The sequence below is a fragment of the Ralstonia sp. PBBBR1 genome (assembly GCF_002256165.1).
Classification (GTDB): Bacteria; Pseudomonadota; Gammaproteobacteria; order Burkholderiales; family Burkholderiaceae; genus Ralstonia; species Ralstonia thomasii.
Window position 1 is genome coordinate 66,464 of sequence record NZ_NKIL01000012.1, and the last position, 13,820, is coordinate 80,283.

The 13,820-nt window shown below is 63.2% G+C and carries 15 protein-coding genes and 1 pseudogene; 3 read left to right on the forward strand and 13 right to left on the reverse strand.

All coding sequences use genetic code 11. The features are described from left to right. Positions 1-58: 58 nt before the first annotated feature. From CFE42_RS19950 to CFE42_RS19975, 6 genes are all read right to left on the reverse strand, one after another. A complete protein-coding gene (locus CFE42_RS19950) occupies positions 59-1,534 on the reverse strand; it encodes an efflux transporter outer membrane subunit (protein WP_004634023.1) in 1,476 nt (491 codons plus the stop codon). Further along, entirely contained in the window at positions 1,531-2,616 is a 1,086-nt protein-coding gene (locus CFE42_RS19955) for a biotin/lipoyl-binding protein (protein ID WP_004634021.1), read from the reverse strand. The genes CFE42_RS19950 and CFE42_RS19955 overlap by 4 nt, the downstream gene beginning before the upstream one ends. Continuing rightward, entirely contained in the window at positions 2,613-3,317 is a 705-nt protein-coding gene (locus CFE42_RS19960; protein ID WP_024972014.1) for an ABC transporter ATP-binding protein, read from the reverse strand. Before CFE42_RS19960 ends, CFE42_RS19955 begins: the two co-directional genes overlap by 4 nt. Further along, complete coding sequence (locus CFE42_RS19965) at positions 3,314-4,450, reverse strand: ABC transporter permease (RefSeq protein ID WP_004634017.1); 1,137 nt, start codon at positions 4,448-4,450, stop codon at positions 3,314-3,316. Before CFE42_RS19965 ends, CFE42_RS19960 begins: the two co-directional genes overlap by 4 nt. 144 nt (positions 4,451-4,594) lie before the next feature. Continuing rightward, the gene (locus tag CFE42_RS19970; RefSeq protein WP_004634015.1) at positions 4,595-5,242 is read right to left on the reverse strand and encodes a response regulator transcription factor; all 648 of its coding nucleotides are present in this window, start codon (positions 5,240-5,242) and stop codon (positions 4,595-4,597) included. Further along, positions 5,239-6,627, reverse strand: coding sequence for a PAS domain-containing sensor histidine kinase (locus tag CFE42_RS19975; protein ID WP_004634013.1), 1,389 nt, complete (start codon positions 6,625-6,627; stop codon positions 5,239-5,241). Before CFE42_RS19975 ends, CFE42_RS19970 begins: the two co-directional genes overlap by 4 nt. 254 nt (positions 6,628-6,881) lie before the next feature. On the opposite strand from CFE42_RS19975, the gene CFE42_RS19980 reads away from it, so the two are divergent. Continuing rightward, positions 6,882-7,673 (forward strand): helix-turn-helix domain-containing protein, encoded by a 792-nt coding sequence (locus CFE42_RS19980; protein ID WP_004634011.1) that lies wholly within the window; start codon positions 6,882-6,884, stop codon positions 7,671-7,673. Positions 7,674-7,751: 78 nt separating this feature from the next. Here the strand turns inward: CFE42_RS19980 and CFE42_RS19985 are convergent, their stop codons facing one another. The 6 genes from CFE42_RS19985 to CFE42_RS20010 are packed head-to-tail and all read right to left on the reverse strand — an operon-like array spanning position 7,752 to position 11,484. Beyond that, positions 7,752-8,399: a BON domain-containing protein gene (locus CFE42_RS19985; RefSeq protein ID WP_004634010.1), complete on the reverse strand. Its 648-nt coding sequence runs from the start codon at positions 8,397-8,399 to the stop codon at positions 7,752-7,754. A 30-nt stretch (positions 8,400-8,429) separates the two neighbouring features. Then, entirely contained in the window at positions 8,430-8,792 is a 363-nt protein-coding gene (locus tag CFE42_RS19990; protein WP_004634009.1) for a TraR/DksA family transcriptional regulator, read from the reverse strand. A 47-nt stretch (positions 8,793-8,839) separates the two neighbouring features. Further along, positions 8,840-9,370 carry a flavodoxin family protein gene (locus CFE42_RS19995; RefSeq protein ID WP_004634007.1) on the reverse strand — a complete coding sequence of 177 codons (531 nt, stop codon included), beginning with the start codon at positions 9,368-9,370 and terminating at the stop codon, positions 8,840-8,842. Positions 9,371-9,416: 46 nt separating this feature from the next. Beyond that, on the reverse strand, positions 9,417-10,070 hold the full coding sequence (locus CFE42_RS20000; protein WP_004634005.1) for a BON domain-containing protein: 654 nt from the start codon (positions 10,068-10,070) through the stop codon (positions 9,417-9,419). Between the two features lie 33 nt (positions 10,071-10,103). Then, positions 10,104-10,943: a universal stress protein gene (locus tag CFE42_RS20005; RefSeq protein ID WP_004634004.1), complete on the reverse strand. Its 840-nt coding sequence runs from the start codon at positions 10,941-10,943 to the stop codon at positions 10,104-10,106. 40 nt (positions 10,944-10,983) lie between these two features. After that, positions 10,984-11,484, reverse strand: a complete 501-nt coding sequence (locus tag CFE42_RS20010; protein WP_004634002.1) for a universal stress protein — start codon at positions 11,482-11,484, stop codon at positions 10,984-10,986. A 286-nt stretch (positions 11,485-11,770) separates the two neighbouring features. Between CFE42_RS20010 and CFE42_RS20015 the strand changes: the two genes are divergently transcribed. Both CFE42_RS20015 and CFE42_RS20020 read left to right on the forward strand, forming a co-directional pair. Beyond that, positions 11,771-12,238, forward strand: coding sequence for a CBS domain-containing protein (locus CFE42_RS20015; RefSeq protein WP_004634000.1), 468 nt, complete (start codon positions 11,771-11,773; stop codon positions 12,236-12,238). A gap of 32 nt (positions 12,239-12,270) precedes the next feature. Next, positions 12,271-12,453 carry a DUF2892 domain-containing protein gene (locus CFE42_RS20020; protein WP_170816408.1) on the forward strand — a complete coding sequence of 61 codons (183 nt, stop codon included), beginning with the start codon at positions 12,271-12,273 and terminating at the stop codon, positions 12,451-12,453. A 99-nt stretch (positions 12,454-12,552) separates the two neighbouring features. Here the strand turns inward: CFE42_RS20020 and CFE42_RS20025 are convergent. Continuing rightward, positions 12,553-13,680 (reverse strand): annotated as a pseudogene (locus tag CFE42_RS20025) (MgtC/SapB family protein); the annotation flags it as partial. Between the last annotated feature and the right edge of the window lie 140 nt (positions 13,681-13,820).

Genomic DNA, 13,820 nt, shown 5'->3' on the forward strand with positions numbered 1-13,820 from the left:
TGCAAACCATTAGAGCGCAGGACGCGCGTCGGGGCTTGATGCAACTCAACGGTCGTCGTCAGTCGGGTGCTTGCTGTACATGTCCCGCCACTGGGGTTTCAATGCTCGCGCCACGCCAGCCTCCGCCCAGCGCAAGGAACAGCGCCACGGTATCTTGCAGCCGCTGTGCACGCACCTGCTGCGTGCCCAGCACGGCTTGCTGGTATTGCTGATCGGCACTGAGCACCTGCAGATAGCCGGCAACGCCGGCACGGTAGTCGGCGTTGATCTCATCCAGTGCGGCACTTGCCGCCGCCTGCGCGCGCAACTGTGCGTCAAGCTGCACGGCATCGTGTTCCAGCGCCCGCAGCACATCGGCCACCTGCTCAAACGAAGCAAGCACCACCTGCCGATAGCCGGCATCGGCAGCCTGTAACGCCTGCCGCGACGCAGAACGGCGGAAATACAGGGTACCGCCTTCAAACAGTGGGGCCACGAGGTTCGCCCCCACGCTCCAGGCGCCGGCTTTCGCACCAAAGAGGTCAGCGCTTCGGCCGCTCATCCGGGCATAATCTGCGCTGAGGGTCAGACTGGGCAGCATCGCCGCCGTTGCGACACCCACCTCGGCGCTGGCCTGGTGCAGGCGCGCCTGGGCGGCCAGAACGTCGGGCCGCTGGCGCACCAGTTCAGACGGCACCAGGCTGGGCAAGTCCGCCGGCAATTGCAACCCGTTGAGCGCCACGTCTACGGCATCTGCCTCGGAAGGAAATCGGCCAGTCAAGACGGCCTGCAGATGCGCAGCCTGGTCACGCTTCTGCTCCAGCGGCGGCAGCGATGCTTCCAACGACGCCAATTGTGCAGCAAGGCTCAACTCGCTGGCATGCGCCACGACGCCGGCTTCGACCTGCGCGTGTGCAATCTCCATCTGCTCTCGCACCACGGCAATCAGGCTGCGCGTGGTGTCGATCTGCGCCCGATAGGCAGCATGCGCGATCACGGCGTTCACCAGATTGCCGGTCAAGGTGAGGTAGGCGGCGGCCACCGCATACCTTTGTCCTTCCGCTTGCGCGGCCAGGGCTTCCACGGCACGCCGATTGCCGCCAAAGAGATCGACCGCATAGCTGATGGATGCGCCCAGAGTCCACAGCGTAAAAAGGCTTGGCACCCCGGCCTGCCCAAGCCTGGCGGGCACCGCTGCCTGACGTGACACATCGGCCGATCCCGCCACCTGCGGGTAGAACACGCCCGCGCCGGCTCGCAACAGGTCTTGCGCGGCACGCAGGTTGGCTTGCGCCTGCTGCAGGCCGGGGTTGGCCGTAATGGCGGCTTCCATGGCCAGATCAAGCGCGGGACTACCGAGAGCGTGCCACCAGTCTGCCGGCACGGTTGCCGCCGTGAAGCGCTGCGCAACGCCGTCTGCCGAGGTGGGCTGCGCAACTTCACCGTCACGAAGATAGCGATCGACGCCAGGCGCCTGCGGTGCATGAAAATCCGGCCCGACGGCGCAGCCCGGAACCACAAGCGCGACGCCTATCGCCCACGCCGCCGCTTTCACGACGCCCCCTGCAGGTAGACGTCGACCAGTTGGCCCGGATAGACGGCCAGCTTGTCAGGCTGCTTGAAACGGAAAAGCAACGGCAGCACGCGCACATCCACGCGTTCGGCGCGCTGGTCGGACAACTGAATCTTGGGCGACACGTACGGCTGCACGCGCACGAATTCCAGCGGCACGCTAACGTCGGTGCCGCGCACGAACATGCGTGCCTGCACCGTGCCGGGCGGAAGGCGGTGCACCAGAATCTCATCCACATACACGCGCACGGCCAGCTTGTTCTGCCCGGCGCTCATCGTGACGAGTGGCACGTTGGCCCGCGTGTAGGCGTCATAGGTGCCCTGTGGCGATACATAGCCGCCCATTGCTGTATTGACGGACATGACAACACCGTCCATCGGCGCCCGCACGGCATACTTTTCGAGCAGCGCTGCTGCCGCCGCCGCGCCCTTCTGCAAGGCATCGCGCTGTTTTTGCAGCGTGCGGATGTCATAGCTCCAGGCGCCGGCGCGCGTCAGGTCGTACTGACGCTGGGCAACAACGAGATTGCCGTGTGCCACCCGTACCGCGTTGGCAGCGTTGTCCATTGCATCGCGACTGACTGCCTTGGGATTGAGCCGTGCGGCCGCCTCAATCTTGTCCAACTGATCCTGCACGGTGCGCAAGCCGGCATCTGCTGCGCTCACTTGTGCACGGGTGACCTCCAGCGCTTCCTTGCGCGGTTGGGCCAGCAGCGCGTTCAACTGTGCATCGACGGCATCCGCTTGCGACTGCTGTTGTGCCGTCAGAGCGCGCTGCACGGAATCTTCGATCTGGATCAGCACATCGCCCCGCTTGACCGCCTGCCCTTCTTGCACGGCGATGCGCGCGACGGTGCCCGACACTTCGGCATACAGGTTCAGGTTGGCACCACTGGGCTGATCGCTTTCGACGATGCCGTTGGCGTAGATGCCCGTCGCGTACGGATTGGCTGCCGGCTGGAAGACGGGTGGCAACGGCGGGCGCTGCCGCGCGTAGTAGATCGCCGCGCCAATTCCCGCCAGCGCGCCGATCACAGAGAGCACAAACAACCATCGGATCTTCATCGCATCGCTCCGTGTTCAATGCGGCTCAGCTTGCCGTCCTCCATGTCGAGGATGCGGCTGGCCATGTCGAGGATGCGCGCGTCGTGCGTCACGATCACGATACAGCGGTGCGCGTTCAGGATCTCCGTCTTCACGAACTGCATGATGGAACGGCCGGTGTCGCCATCCAGCGACGCGGTGGGCTCATCCAGAATCAGGATGTCGGGCTGCGTGACGATGGCGCGCGCAATGGCCACGCGCTGCTGCTCGCCGCCGCTGAGCTTGACCGGCGGCAACTGGGCGCGGTTCTTCAGCCCGACGACATCGAGGTAGTGCATGGCCTGATCGAGCGCGGTGTCCCAGGCCACATGCCGCAGGATCAGCGGGATGGCGACGTTCTCGACCGTGGTGAGGCGCGGGAACAGGTGGTAATCCTGAAACACGAAGCCGATCCTGCCCAGGCGGAAATCGGCCAGCGCGTCGGCGCCCAGGCTCCAGATGTCAACCCCGTCCACCACCGCGCGGCCGCCATCCGGGCGCAGGATGCCCGATATCACGCTCAGCAGCGTGGTCTTGCCGCTGCCCGACGGTCCGACGATGAACAGCATCTCGTTGAACTCGGCCTCGAAACTGACCTGCATGAGCGCGCGCGTACGCGCTTCGCCCTCGCCAAACCATTTATCGAGGGCCTGAGCGGCAATGGCGACGTTGGCCACAATCAACCCCGGAAGATATCGAAGGGCTCGATGCGAAGCACTTTGCGCACCCCGATGTAGCCCGATATGCCGGCAATCACGATCACCATGGCCAGCGCCAGCATCAGATTGGCGAAGGTGATCATGGCTGCGTAGTCTGGAATGCGAAGACGCACCAGTGCGATCGACGCGGCGCATAGGCCGATCCCCAGCCCGTAGCCCACCAGCGCCACGAATGTGGCCTGGAAGACGATCATCGTGACCAGTTCGCGCCCCTTGGCCCCGATGGCCTTGAGCGCGCCAAAGCGCTCCAGGTTCTCCAGGATGAATGTGTAGAACGTCTGCCCAGAGATCGACAGCCCGACCACGAAGCTGATCACCGTCATCAGCAAGATGTTGGTGCCAAGCCCGGTCTGGTAGGTATAGAAGTGAGAGATACGGCCGATGAACTCTTCCCTGGTCAGGGCGCGATAACCGAGCCGGTCGACCGCACGTTCGATCGCCGCAATGTCGGCCTCGGTCTTGGGCTCGATCAGGATGTACGACATCGTGTAGCGCGTACTCGGCAGGTATTGCACAGCGCGGCGGTACGTTGTGTACAGGGTGGGCACACCAAACAATCCGCTGGACGCCACCTCGCCAATGCCGACGATCACCCCTCGATGGTCATTGACTTCGAATTCCGTGCCGATATGCGGGTTTTCCAGCTTTCCGAACTCGGCGTCCTGGATGACGATGAAGGCGTTCTCGCCGTACAGATCCTGGATACGGCCACTGAGCATGCGAGGGCGGCCGAACAGGCTGGTGTCGTCGATGCCGACGACGGTCACGGGCTGATAGGTTCCGCTGTTCAGGCGCACGAGCGCGCCGCCTGAATAGAGCGGCACGGCAAACTTCACACCGTGAATGCTGCGTACCGCATCAAGGACGTAATCCGGCATGCCGATCGAGTTGGCCACGGTATTGACAGCCGGGTCCATGACCCACATCCGTGCGCCAATGTTGTATACGGCAGACGAAGACCGATTGAGCACGCCCGCAAACAGCGACGTCATCTCGATCATCAGAAACACGGCAAACGTAATGCCGACCAGCAAGCCGCTCAGCTTGGCCTTGTCATTGACCAGCAGCTTGTAGGCGAGTTTGAGAATGGCTTGCACATGGGCCCCTTGGCCATGCACGGCAGACAGGGGTGCGCCCCGGGGTGATATCGACCGGCCGATGCATGTGCATCAACGATAGCGATTCGGGGGCGGCGGCCATTGATGTGTCGCAAGGCCGGGCTGCGTCCAGCAGGGAATGCGCTACAGCGTATCGTCGTCGGAAAACAAGCGATGGCGTATCGCGTAACGCACAAGGGCGGCTTCGCTGGAGAGCTGCAGCTTGTCCATCAGCCGCATCTTGTAGGTGCTGATGGTCTTGGCGCTCACGCACAGGCTGGTGGCGATCTCGGTCAAGGGCTCGCCGCGCACCAGCCGGCGATAGACTTCCATCTCGCGGTCGGACAGTCGCGTGTGGGCCGCCTCTTCACTGGGCTCGCCCAGGCTGTGCGCGAGCTTCTCCGCCATGGGTGGGCTGACGTAGGTGCCGCCGTTCGCCACCTTCTGCAACGCGGTAACCAGTTCGGTGGCGGCGCTCTCCTTTGTCAGGTAGCCGGCCGCCCCCGCACGAAAGGCGCGCGCCACGTATTGTTCTTCAGCGTGCATGGTCAGCACCAGCACGCGCACCCTGGGGTGATCGTCATGCAGCTGGCGGAGCAGTTCCAGCCCGCTGCGCCCCGGCATGGAAAGATCGAGCACGATCACCTGCGGTTGATGATCACGCACAAGTTGCACGACCTGTGTACCGTCGGAGGCTTCGCAGGCGACTTCAAAATCCCCCGCGCGCTCAAGGATATGACGCACGCCATCGCGCATCACGGCATGATCGTCGGCGATCATCACGCGAATCATGACGGCGCCTCCTCGGTGGCCTTGTGAACGGCGGGAAAGCTCACGCTCAAGCGAAAGCCGCCACCAGGTGCATGTGTGATCGTTGCCTGCCCGCCCAGTAGCCGGGCGCGCTCGCGAATGCCAAGCAATCCCAGCGGCTTGCGTTCACCCACCGCCGGAGGCGCCCCACTCCAGCCATGGCCATTGTCTTGAATGGACAGTTCGAGCACGTCGTCCTGCTGCGAGAACTCGATCTCAACACGCGTGGCATCGGCGTGGCGCACGACGTTGTTGAGTGCCTCCTGCACGATCCGGAACACCGAGATGGCAGCGCGCTCGTTCATCGCCAGTTCTTGCGCATGCACAGTCACGACCAGGCCAAAGCGTTGGCGAAAATTCTTGGCCATCCATTCGAGGGACGGCACGAGCCCCAACTCGTCGAGCAATGGCGGCCGAAGATCCGCCGAGATATGCCGAACGGCAACAATCGTCTCGTCGATCACGTGTTGCATTGCCTGGGTCTGGTCGATCAGCGCCTTGTCGCTCCGTGCGGCCTGCAGATCCGCTGCCAGCAGCGAAATGTCCATCTTGAGCGCGCTCAGGCGTTGGCCCAGATCGTCGTGCAGCTCGCGGGCGATGCGGTGCCGCTCCTCCTCGCGCGTGGCCAGGATGCTGTCCGACAGATGCTGCAGTTCTTCCTGGGAGCGCCGCAGCGCCGCTTCCGCACGCACACGCTCCGTGGTGTCGCGCAGCATCACCGTGAAGAGCTTGCCGCCGTTCACTTCGATCTGTGAAATCGACGCTTCGATCGGGAATTCACGCCCATCGGTATGCAGGGCAAACAGCGGGCGCTGCTTACCCATCTGGCGCTCCGATACGCCCGTCACCCCGAAGCGCCGTACATGCGCTTCGTGCGCGCCGCGAAACCGCTCGGGAATAAAGTCTGACAGTGGGCGGCCGATGGCTTGGCGCGCTGAACAACCGAACAGAGTTTCAGCCATGGGATTGAACAGCACGATGCGCTGGGTTTCGTCCACCGAAATGATGGCTTCCATTGATGACCGGATGATGCCGGCCAGCCGCGCTTCGCTCTTTTCTAGGTACGTCAGATCCCGGGCGACGGCGGCTCGCAACTTCCGCAGCCGCAGCCAATAGAAGACCAGTGCGATGACCGCAGAAATACTTGCCGAGGCCAGCAAAATGAAGGGGGCATCCCCGGCCTGAAGCGCAAACGCCAGCCGGGCAACCGCCGCCGCCAGCAACAAAACGGCCAGCACCCCCACCACCAGTTCGGCCGAAGTGGATTGCAACTGCAGCAGCCGCCTGTGCGTTGCCTTCGAGGATTGAGTGTCTTGCTCCGCCACCGAGCACCACCAAAAGGTCGGGATGCAATCAACATAGCCCATTCCCAAGGCTGGAGGTACTAGCCGTGTGAAGGAGAAGCCCCCCGGAAAACCCTGCCGCCGCTGTCAGGGAATCCTGACAGCGGCATGGCACATCCCGACGACCATCTCAGCGCTGCCTGATTTCGCGCAAACGCCGCGCCTCCGATACTGACCGTACGGACACCGGGCCTTGATGGAGCGCAGTGACCGGACACCCACCACCTCACCGAGGATGTGTGGTTCAAAGACCACAGACGCCTTCCGGAGCCGCCCCCATGATTCCGCGCACGATAGAGTCCCCTTCACCTGTCGAAACCCGCCAACTTCCCCAGCTCAGGCTCGTCCGCGACGCAACGCAGATCCGCCAGACAACACCCCTGATTCCGAGCAGCCAATGCACCAACTGCATGATGCACTGGGCCTGTATCGCGAGCGCTGTGCCATCGGCGCAACACGAACAACTGGATCGGATGGTGCACACCTGGCGCAAGATCGCCAAAGGCGAAGCCCTTTTTCGGGCGGGCGACGTGTTCCATGCGCTGTATGCCATCCGGTCCGGTTCGTTCAAAACCGTGGTATCGCACCCCAACGGCGCAAATCACGTCACCGGATTCCAATTGGCGGGCGAAACGCTCGGCCTCGACGGCATTGCCGCCGATCGGCACACATGCGACGCGATCGCGCTGGAGGACAGCACCGTGTGCTCCATGCCCTTCCATTGCATTGAGGACCTGTGCCAGGACATTCGTCCACTGCAACATCGCCTTCACCAATTGATGGCAGAAGAGATCGTGCGCGAGTCAGGGCTGATGCTGCTGCTCGCTGGGCTGAGTGCGGAAGCGCGTGTTGCCACCTTCCTGCTGAACCTTTCCACGCGCATGCAGGACCGGGGGTATTCCGCTACCAGCTTCACGCTGCGCATGACCCGGGAAGAAATCGGCAGCTACCTTGGCATGCAGCTCGAGACCGTCAGCCGTGCGCTGTCGAGGTTTCAGCGCGAAGGCTGGATCGTGGTGAGCGGCAAGAACATCGAGCTGACCGACAAGGCGGCACTGACGGAGCTTTGATCGCTCGGGGCGCCCCCCAAAAAACATGCCGCCCCGCTTTTCAGGTGGGGCGGCATGTTTTCTTTGCTGCTTCATTACCTACGGCACGATCTGGAGATGATCGATGACTTCCGTCACCCCAGGTGCGGACCATGCCGCGCCCTTTGCCGCACGCCGCTCCGATGCGGAACCGATGTGGCCGCTGAGCGTGACCGTCCCGCCTTGAACGGAGACGCGAATGTGGTCGGCTTCACGCGCGGCATGCCGCTTGAGCGCCGCACCGATCTGCTCGGCAACATTGGCTGGCGCCACGCGCGCTTTGATCTGCAGCCGATTGATCAGGCCCGCCACACCACGCAACGATCCCACCGCATGCGCTGCCTGCTCGCTCTGGTAGGGCCAGTCCACCTCACCCGAGAGCGTCACCCAGCCGTTTTCGACCAGCACCTCGATGCGGTTGGACGGCAGGGTAACCTGCCATTCAAGCGCGGCGCGGGCCGCTTGGGCAACGTCTGCGTCCGTATGCGCTCCCGGCAGGCGGACTTCGATTTTCTGCACGACACCACGCACGCCAGCAACACGTTCGGCTGCATGCTCGGCAGCAAGCTTTTCCATGTAGCTGCGAACGTGGCCGGTCAGTGTCACCACGCCGTTGTCCACCTCCACACCAATTGCTGCGGCATCCACCGCAGGCTCCCAAAGCAGTTCGTCGTTGACGTCCTGTTTGATGCCCAGATCGCTTTTCATACTGTGCTCCTGCTGGATAGAGTCGCCTTGCTATGCCCAGCGGCGCTCACACGCTGTTTGGCAAGGCAGACAGCGCATGGCCGTCGGCTGGGCTTGCAGGCGTAAAAACGGAATCGCTTCGCCACAATCGACGCAGATACCGTAGCTGTGCTGCTGCATACGCTCGCGTGCAGCGTTCAGTTGCTCAAGCTCGCTTCGGTAGCGGACGAGCATGACGTCGTTCGTTTGTTCCCCTGCCTCTTCATCGGCAAGATCCGCGTTCTCAAACGGCGCTTCACGCGGCACCGGCACAGTGGTTGGGCCCAGCGCCGACAACTGGCGCCGCACGCGTGCTTCCTGCTCGTCGAGCAAGCTCCTCAGCCGTTTCCATTGCGCCTCGGTAAAGCGGCTCATGCCACGTCTCCTTCAATGGATTCAACGTCCGAGCGGTGGGTTCGGCCTCAGGCTTCCGTTGGCGACAGCCAGGCCGGGCGTTGCCTCGATTGCTCCCACCGGCCGGCAGTCTTCACCTGTTCGATAAAACCCGCGATCTCTTCTTGCGACAGCCCGCTGAGCACGTCGCGCTGGAACAGCGCCAGCACCGGCGCCGGAATGGTGGCCGTGATGCGCATGATTTCTTCAACAGCACGGAACGCCCCGCGGGCCGCCATGACGCAAATCACGGACAGGTGCGTGGACCCCGGCAATTGGTCAGCCAGGAAGTCCCGCATGGGCGAAGCCAGGTGGCCCATCCAGATGGGCGCGATCACGATGACGTGTTCGACATCATCAAGCGGCGGACCTTCATAGCGATACTTGGCGCGCGCATGGAATACCGTTTCGAGGACGCAGCGCGCATCTCCCAGGAAGCCGGCGCGCGGATGCTCGTCCGTCACCTCGGCAAGCTGCCATCCGCTCTGCGCAGCCATCTGCTCGGCTACCTGACGTGCCGTGCCGGTGCGCGAGTAGTACACGATCAGCTTCTTTTCCATCTCGTACTCCAGGGATTTCGAAAGCAGTGGAAATGGCGGATTGCCTCTAGGAACCAACCCACATCTGGTCGATGACGGCGCGCACGCCTGGTGCATCCCATGCGGCCTCACGGGCGGCACGGCACTCGTTGAGGTTGCGCAGCGGCCCGTACAAGGTCACCGTGCCGTCCGCCACGGAAACATTCAGGCGCGACGCGTCAACTGCAGCCAGGCGTTGCAGTGCCTTTGCAATGCGATTGCTCAGATCCGCGGGGCCCGAGGCGGCGCGCAATGTCAGCGCATTGGCCACGGATTTCACGCCGCGCACTCTGCGCACCGTGTCCAGCGCCGCACGGCGCTGGAAGTCCTGGTCGACTTCACCGCGCAGCGTCACGGCGCCGCCCTCGACAGTGATCTGGACAGCATCCGGCGGCACCGATGCATTCCAATGCAACGCGCTGCTGATCGCCTGCGCAATCTCGCCATCCGGGCGCTCCATATCCGGCGGCATCCGCACATCCACATGGATGACAAGCGCGGTCACGCCGGCTACACGCCGGATCGCCTCTTCCGCGGCATGCTTGTCGGCGAACGTGTCGACGCCGCCGGAGAGCGTGACGACGCCATCCTTGGCCTGCACGGCAAAGCGACTGGCATCCACCGCCGGGTCCCATTGCAATTCTTCTTCGACATCGTGCTTGAGCTGGATATCGTTCTTCATCGTGATCTCCTCAGGTTCAATTGAGGTCGAGGCTCAGTGCGACATCAGCACCGGCACGGTCATCGTGTTCAGCAGGGTGCGCGTCACCCCGCCCAGTACGAGTTCGCGCAGGCGGCTGTGCCCGTAGGCCCCCATCACGATCAGATCGGCATTGAAGTCGGCCGCTCGCGAGAGCAGCAACTCACCCACGGCGGCATCGGAATCTGCGCAATCGGTCTCTTCCACCGTTGTATGAATACCGCGCGCATTCAGCGCACGCGCCACCTGACCCACCGTGGTTTCCTCGGCCCAGTGCTTTGGCTGCGTGCTTGTGATCTGCAGCACGTGCACATTGGTGCCCGTCATCATCGGCATGGCATCGTGCAGCGCACGGGCCGATTCGCGCCCGCCGCTCCAGGCCACCAGCACGCGTTGCGGCAATGCAGTGAAGTTGCCCGCATACGGCACAACCAGCACGGGGCGGCCCGACTCCAGGATCAGGGTCTCCACAAAGTCGCCGGCAATGAATTCATCCGGTTCATCGTGGTTCCGTTGCCCGACGACGAGAAGATCGGTCTCACGCGCTTCACGAAGTACGAGAGCCACGGGGTCGCCTTCCACTGCTCGCCACTCCGTTTCCACCGCAAGCTTCTCCGTCGCCAGGCGAAAGCGCGCGTGCACCGCATCCCGGATGCTGTCGCGCCGGATGCGGTCTTCCTCCAGATAGTGCGCAGCGTTCTCCATCATGTAGAACCAGCTGAGGCTTGGCGCAAAGCTCGCATAGATGCCGACGAGTTTGGCGCCGTGCGCCTGGGCATACTGGGCCGCAAGGTCAAGGCGGTGCATGGCGCGTTCGCTGCGGTCCAGATGCACCATCACACTGGCGTAGCTCATGGTCAGATCCCGAAGTCGTGTCAGAAGATGCGCTACCGGACTAGGCAATGACGGCGTTGCTTAGCGGTTCGGTAGGCGCGTGCGACGTTTCCGTCGGCTCCGCGCGGACGAGCAGCACCGGCAGTGTGCTCCGGCGCACAACGCTCTCGGCGACGCTGCCGAGGAACAACCGTTGGAAGCCGCGACGCCCGTGCGTGCCCAGCACCAGGGCTTGGGCGCCGACGTTGTGTGCCGCCTGTTCAATGGCAGTGCCAATATCGAAAGTGCCGATCGGGTCGTCAACCACGACGCTATGGACGTGCACACCTGCCTTTTCGGCCTTGGCACGCGCGTCGGCAACGATTTGATTGCCTTGTTTGACCAAGGCCTCGGTAAAGGCGCCGACATCGATATAGCCAACGTCGTACATCAGGTACGAGTTATCGATCACGTGGGCGATGACCAACTCCGAGCCGAGCTTTTGTGCAAGCTGGATTGCCTCGTCCAGCGCCCGGTCTGCCGTCGGACTGCCATCCACCGCTACCAGAATCCTGTCGTACATGATGTGCCTCCATCGAATCCGTCGTCGGCCCCAATCGGGGCTGCTGAATTCCATGTTGGACCACCAAGCGGATCACCCCTTGATTTACATCAGCGTTTGGCTCGCTGCAGCCTCACGCAATGCCAATTGATCTGCCTCAAGAGCCAGCGCGCAACGCTCGATAGACTCGTCCGCTATCCGCTGCCCCCGGGGTGCAGTCATGGAAAGCGCATGGCACCTTGTGCGAGATCAAACTTTGACACCGGCCCGTTCTTATAGTGAAAACGTACGCGCATCGGAGTTCAGCATGAGGGTCGATGAAATTTGTTCCCACCGCATCGTTCACGTCCAGGCGACGGCGACGCTGCAGCAAGCCGCCCGGCTGATGCGGGACGAAAGCGCCCGGGCGCTGCTTGTCACGGAACACGCCGCTGGGGGTTCTCGGGTGGTGGGCATCGTGACAGACCGGGACATGGTGGTGCATGGCCTTGCCAGCCGCAGCGACTGCAGCCAGACCGCCGTATCGGAAGTCATGACGCGCGGCCTTCTGACCATCCACGATGACGCCGTGATCAGCGAAGCCTTGCGCTCGATGCTGAGCCACGGCCTGCACCGTCTGGCGGTGGTCGATCGTCAGCAACGGCTGGTGGGCATGCTCAGCCTGGACGACACCATCCGCGCAATGGGTGGCGAATGGACCTTGCTGGCCGGCATTCTCGGTCGCGACAACGCTGGCCAGTCCCGCCAGCACGCGCCGTCCGATTTGATTCTCTAAGTGTTCACCCACCGTTCTTCAGGAGCGCTGTCATGTTTACCAATGTTGGAACCGCGGACCGCGCCGTCCGCATCCTGATCGGCATCGCCATGATCCTGCTGGCATTTTTTGGCAAGGTGCCAGCATGGGTTGGCTGGCTGGGGCTGATCCCTCTGGTGACCGGCCTGATCCGCATGTGCCCGCTCTATTGGGTGCTGGGCATTGGGCGGCATTGACCAGGCGACAAGCCAGAACACCGCCCAGCTGGACAGAAGCATGGTCAGCAGACCAGCGGTGACCTTACCGGCAAAAGCGCGGCCTCCGCTGATGGCCACGACAATCTTCGAGAACGTGTTGGCTGTCAGCGCAAGCATCACCAGCGCGCCTGCCGTCGGCGTCTGCAACGTGTGGCTGGCAACCTGCGTTGCGATCGAAGCGGTCGCGGCATGGACATCGGCAAACGCCCCAAACACGGTGACAGCCACCACCGCCGCTGTCCCGAACCATGTGCGCGCGGCAGCTGCGGCAAGCAGCAAGGCAGCCGTCCACAACGCAAAGCCGATTGCGACGCGCCAGTTGATGGATGACACCGAACTCTCCGGCGCCTCCTGGAGCGGCTCGTTGGCGCGCCATATCCAGAGCGCCGACCATGCCACGGTCGCCATCATGCCCACCGCCAGCGGAGCCGCCAGCACGCGCAACAAGTCGATGTTGATGGCAGCGATCAGCAGCAGCATCTGCACCAGCGTGGCGACATTGGACAGCAGCGCCGCGGCAACCGCGCCATCAACGGGGCGATGGTCCCGCCGCACGCGTGCTGCCACGGCCGTGATCGTGGCCACGCTCGATGCAAACCCGCTGAACAAGCCGGCCAGCGGCAAGCCGATCCGCTCTCCAAACCATCGCGCAGCAAAATGGCCCGTGTTGCCTGTCAGCATGACAAGCAGCACAACCAGCCACAACGTGTGCGGGTTCCAGGCGTTCAGCGGCCCCAAGTTCCGGTCTGGAACCGCGGGCCAGATCAGCAATGCCGCCACGGCAAGGATCAGCAGATCGGCGAGTTCACGCTGGGTAATGACCGTGCGGGCAAACCGATGCAAACCCGCTTTGGCATAGAGCAGGACAAGTAAGACCGTGCCGAGGCCAGCCGTCATTTCGGGCTCGCTCACGGCATAGGCGCCTAACAGCGTGGTCGCGACCAGTGCGAATTCCGTCGTCACGCCAGGATCAACATTGGCCGAATGGTGATAACCGACCGCCGCCAACACCGCGACCGTCAGCAGCACCGTGGGCACGGCAAATGGTATTGGCAGGCTTGCCGCGATGGCACCCGCCAGCGCCCCGATCGCAAACGTTCGCATGCCCGCTGGCAGCTCTGCGCTGTCGGCATGACTCCGCTCGCGCTCAAGGCCGATCGCCAGCCCCACGCCCAGGGCAACCGAGAAAGACAGCAGTGAAGACATTCAGTGGAGTCGAATGGCTGTTGCGTTGACCTGTTCAGTATTGCGCGCGGCAACGCTTTCCGATTGATCTGGCGCAGTCGATGGTCGACTGCCGGGCGGTCGTTCCACAGCACTGTTCCATACTGACCAGACACGCCAAC

Bases quoted from the DNA above. Each gene is read 5' to 3' on its own strand.
- CFE42_RS19955 (WP_004634021.1), bottom strand. From the start codon at position 2,616: ATGAAGATCCGATGGTTGTTTGTGCTCTCTGTGATCGGCGCGCTGGCG.
- CFE42_RS19970 (WP_004634015.1), bottom strand. From the start codon at position 5,242: ATGATTCGCGTGATGATCGCCGACGATCATGCCGTGATGCGCGATGGC.
- CFE42_RS19975 (WP_004634013.1), bottom strand. From the start codon at position 6,627: ATGGGCTATGTTGATTGCATCCCGACCTTTTGGTGGTGCTCGGTGGCG.
- CFE42_RS19980 (WP_004634011.1), top strand. From the start codon at position 6,882: ATGATTCCGCGCACGATAGAGTCCCCTTCACCTGTCGAAACCCGCCAA.
- CFE42_RS19985 (WP_004634010.1), bottom strand. From the start codon at position 8,399: ATGAAAAGCGATCTGGGCATCAAACAGGACGTCAACGACGAACTGCTT.
- CFE42_RS19990 (WP_004634009.1), bottom strand. From the start codon at position 8,792: ATGAGCCGCTTTACCGAGGCGCAATGGAAACGGCTGAGGAGCTTGCTC.
- CFE42_RS19995 (WP_004634007.1), bottom strand. From the start codon at position 9,370: ATGGAAAAGAAGCTGATCGTGTACTACTCGCGCACCGGCACGGCACGT.
- CFE42_RS20000 (WP_004634005.1), bottom strand. From the start codon at position 10,070: ATGAAGAACGATATCCAGCTCAAGCACGATGTCGAAGAAGAATTGCAA.
- CFE42_RS20005 (WP_004634004.1), bottom strand. From the start codon at position 10,943: ATGAGCTACGCCAGTGTGATGGTGCATCTGGACCGCAGCGAACGCGCC.
- CFE42_RS20010 (WP_004634002.1), bottom strand. From the start codon at position 11,484: ATGTACGACAGGATTCTGGTAGCGGTGGATGGCAGTCCGACGGCAGAC.
- CFE42_RS20015 (WP_004634000.1), top strand. From the start codon at position 11,771: ATGAGGGTCGATGAAATTTGTTCCCACCGCATCGTTCACGTCCAGGCG.
- CFE42_RS20020 (WP_170816408.1), top strand. From the start codon at position 12,271: ATGTTTACCAATGTTGGAACCGCGGACCGCGCCGTCCGCATCCTGATC.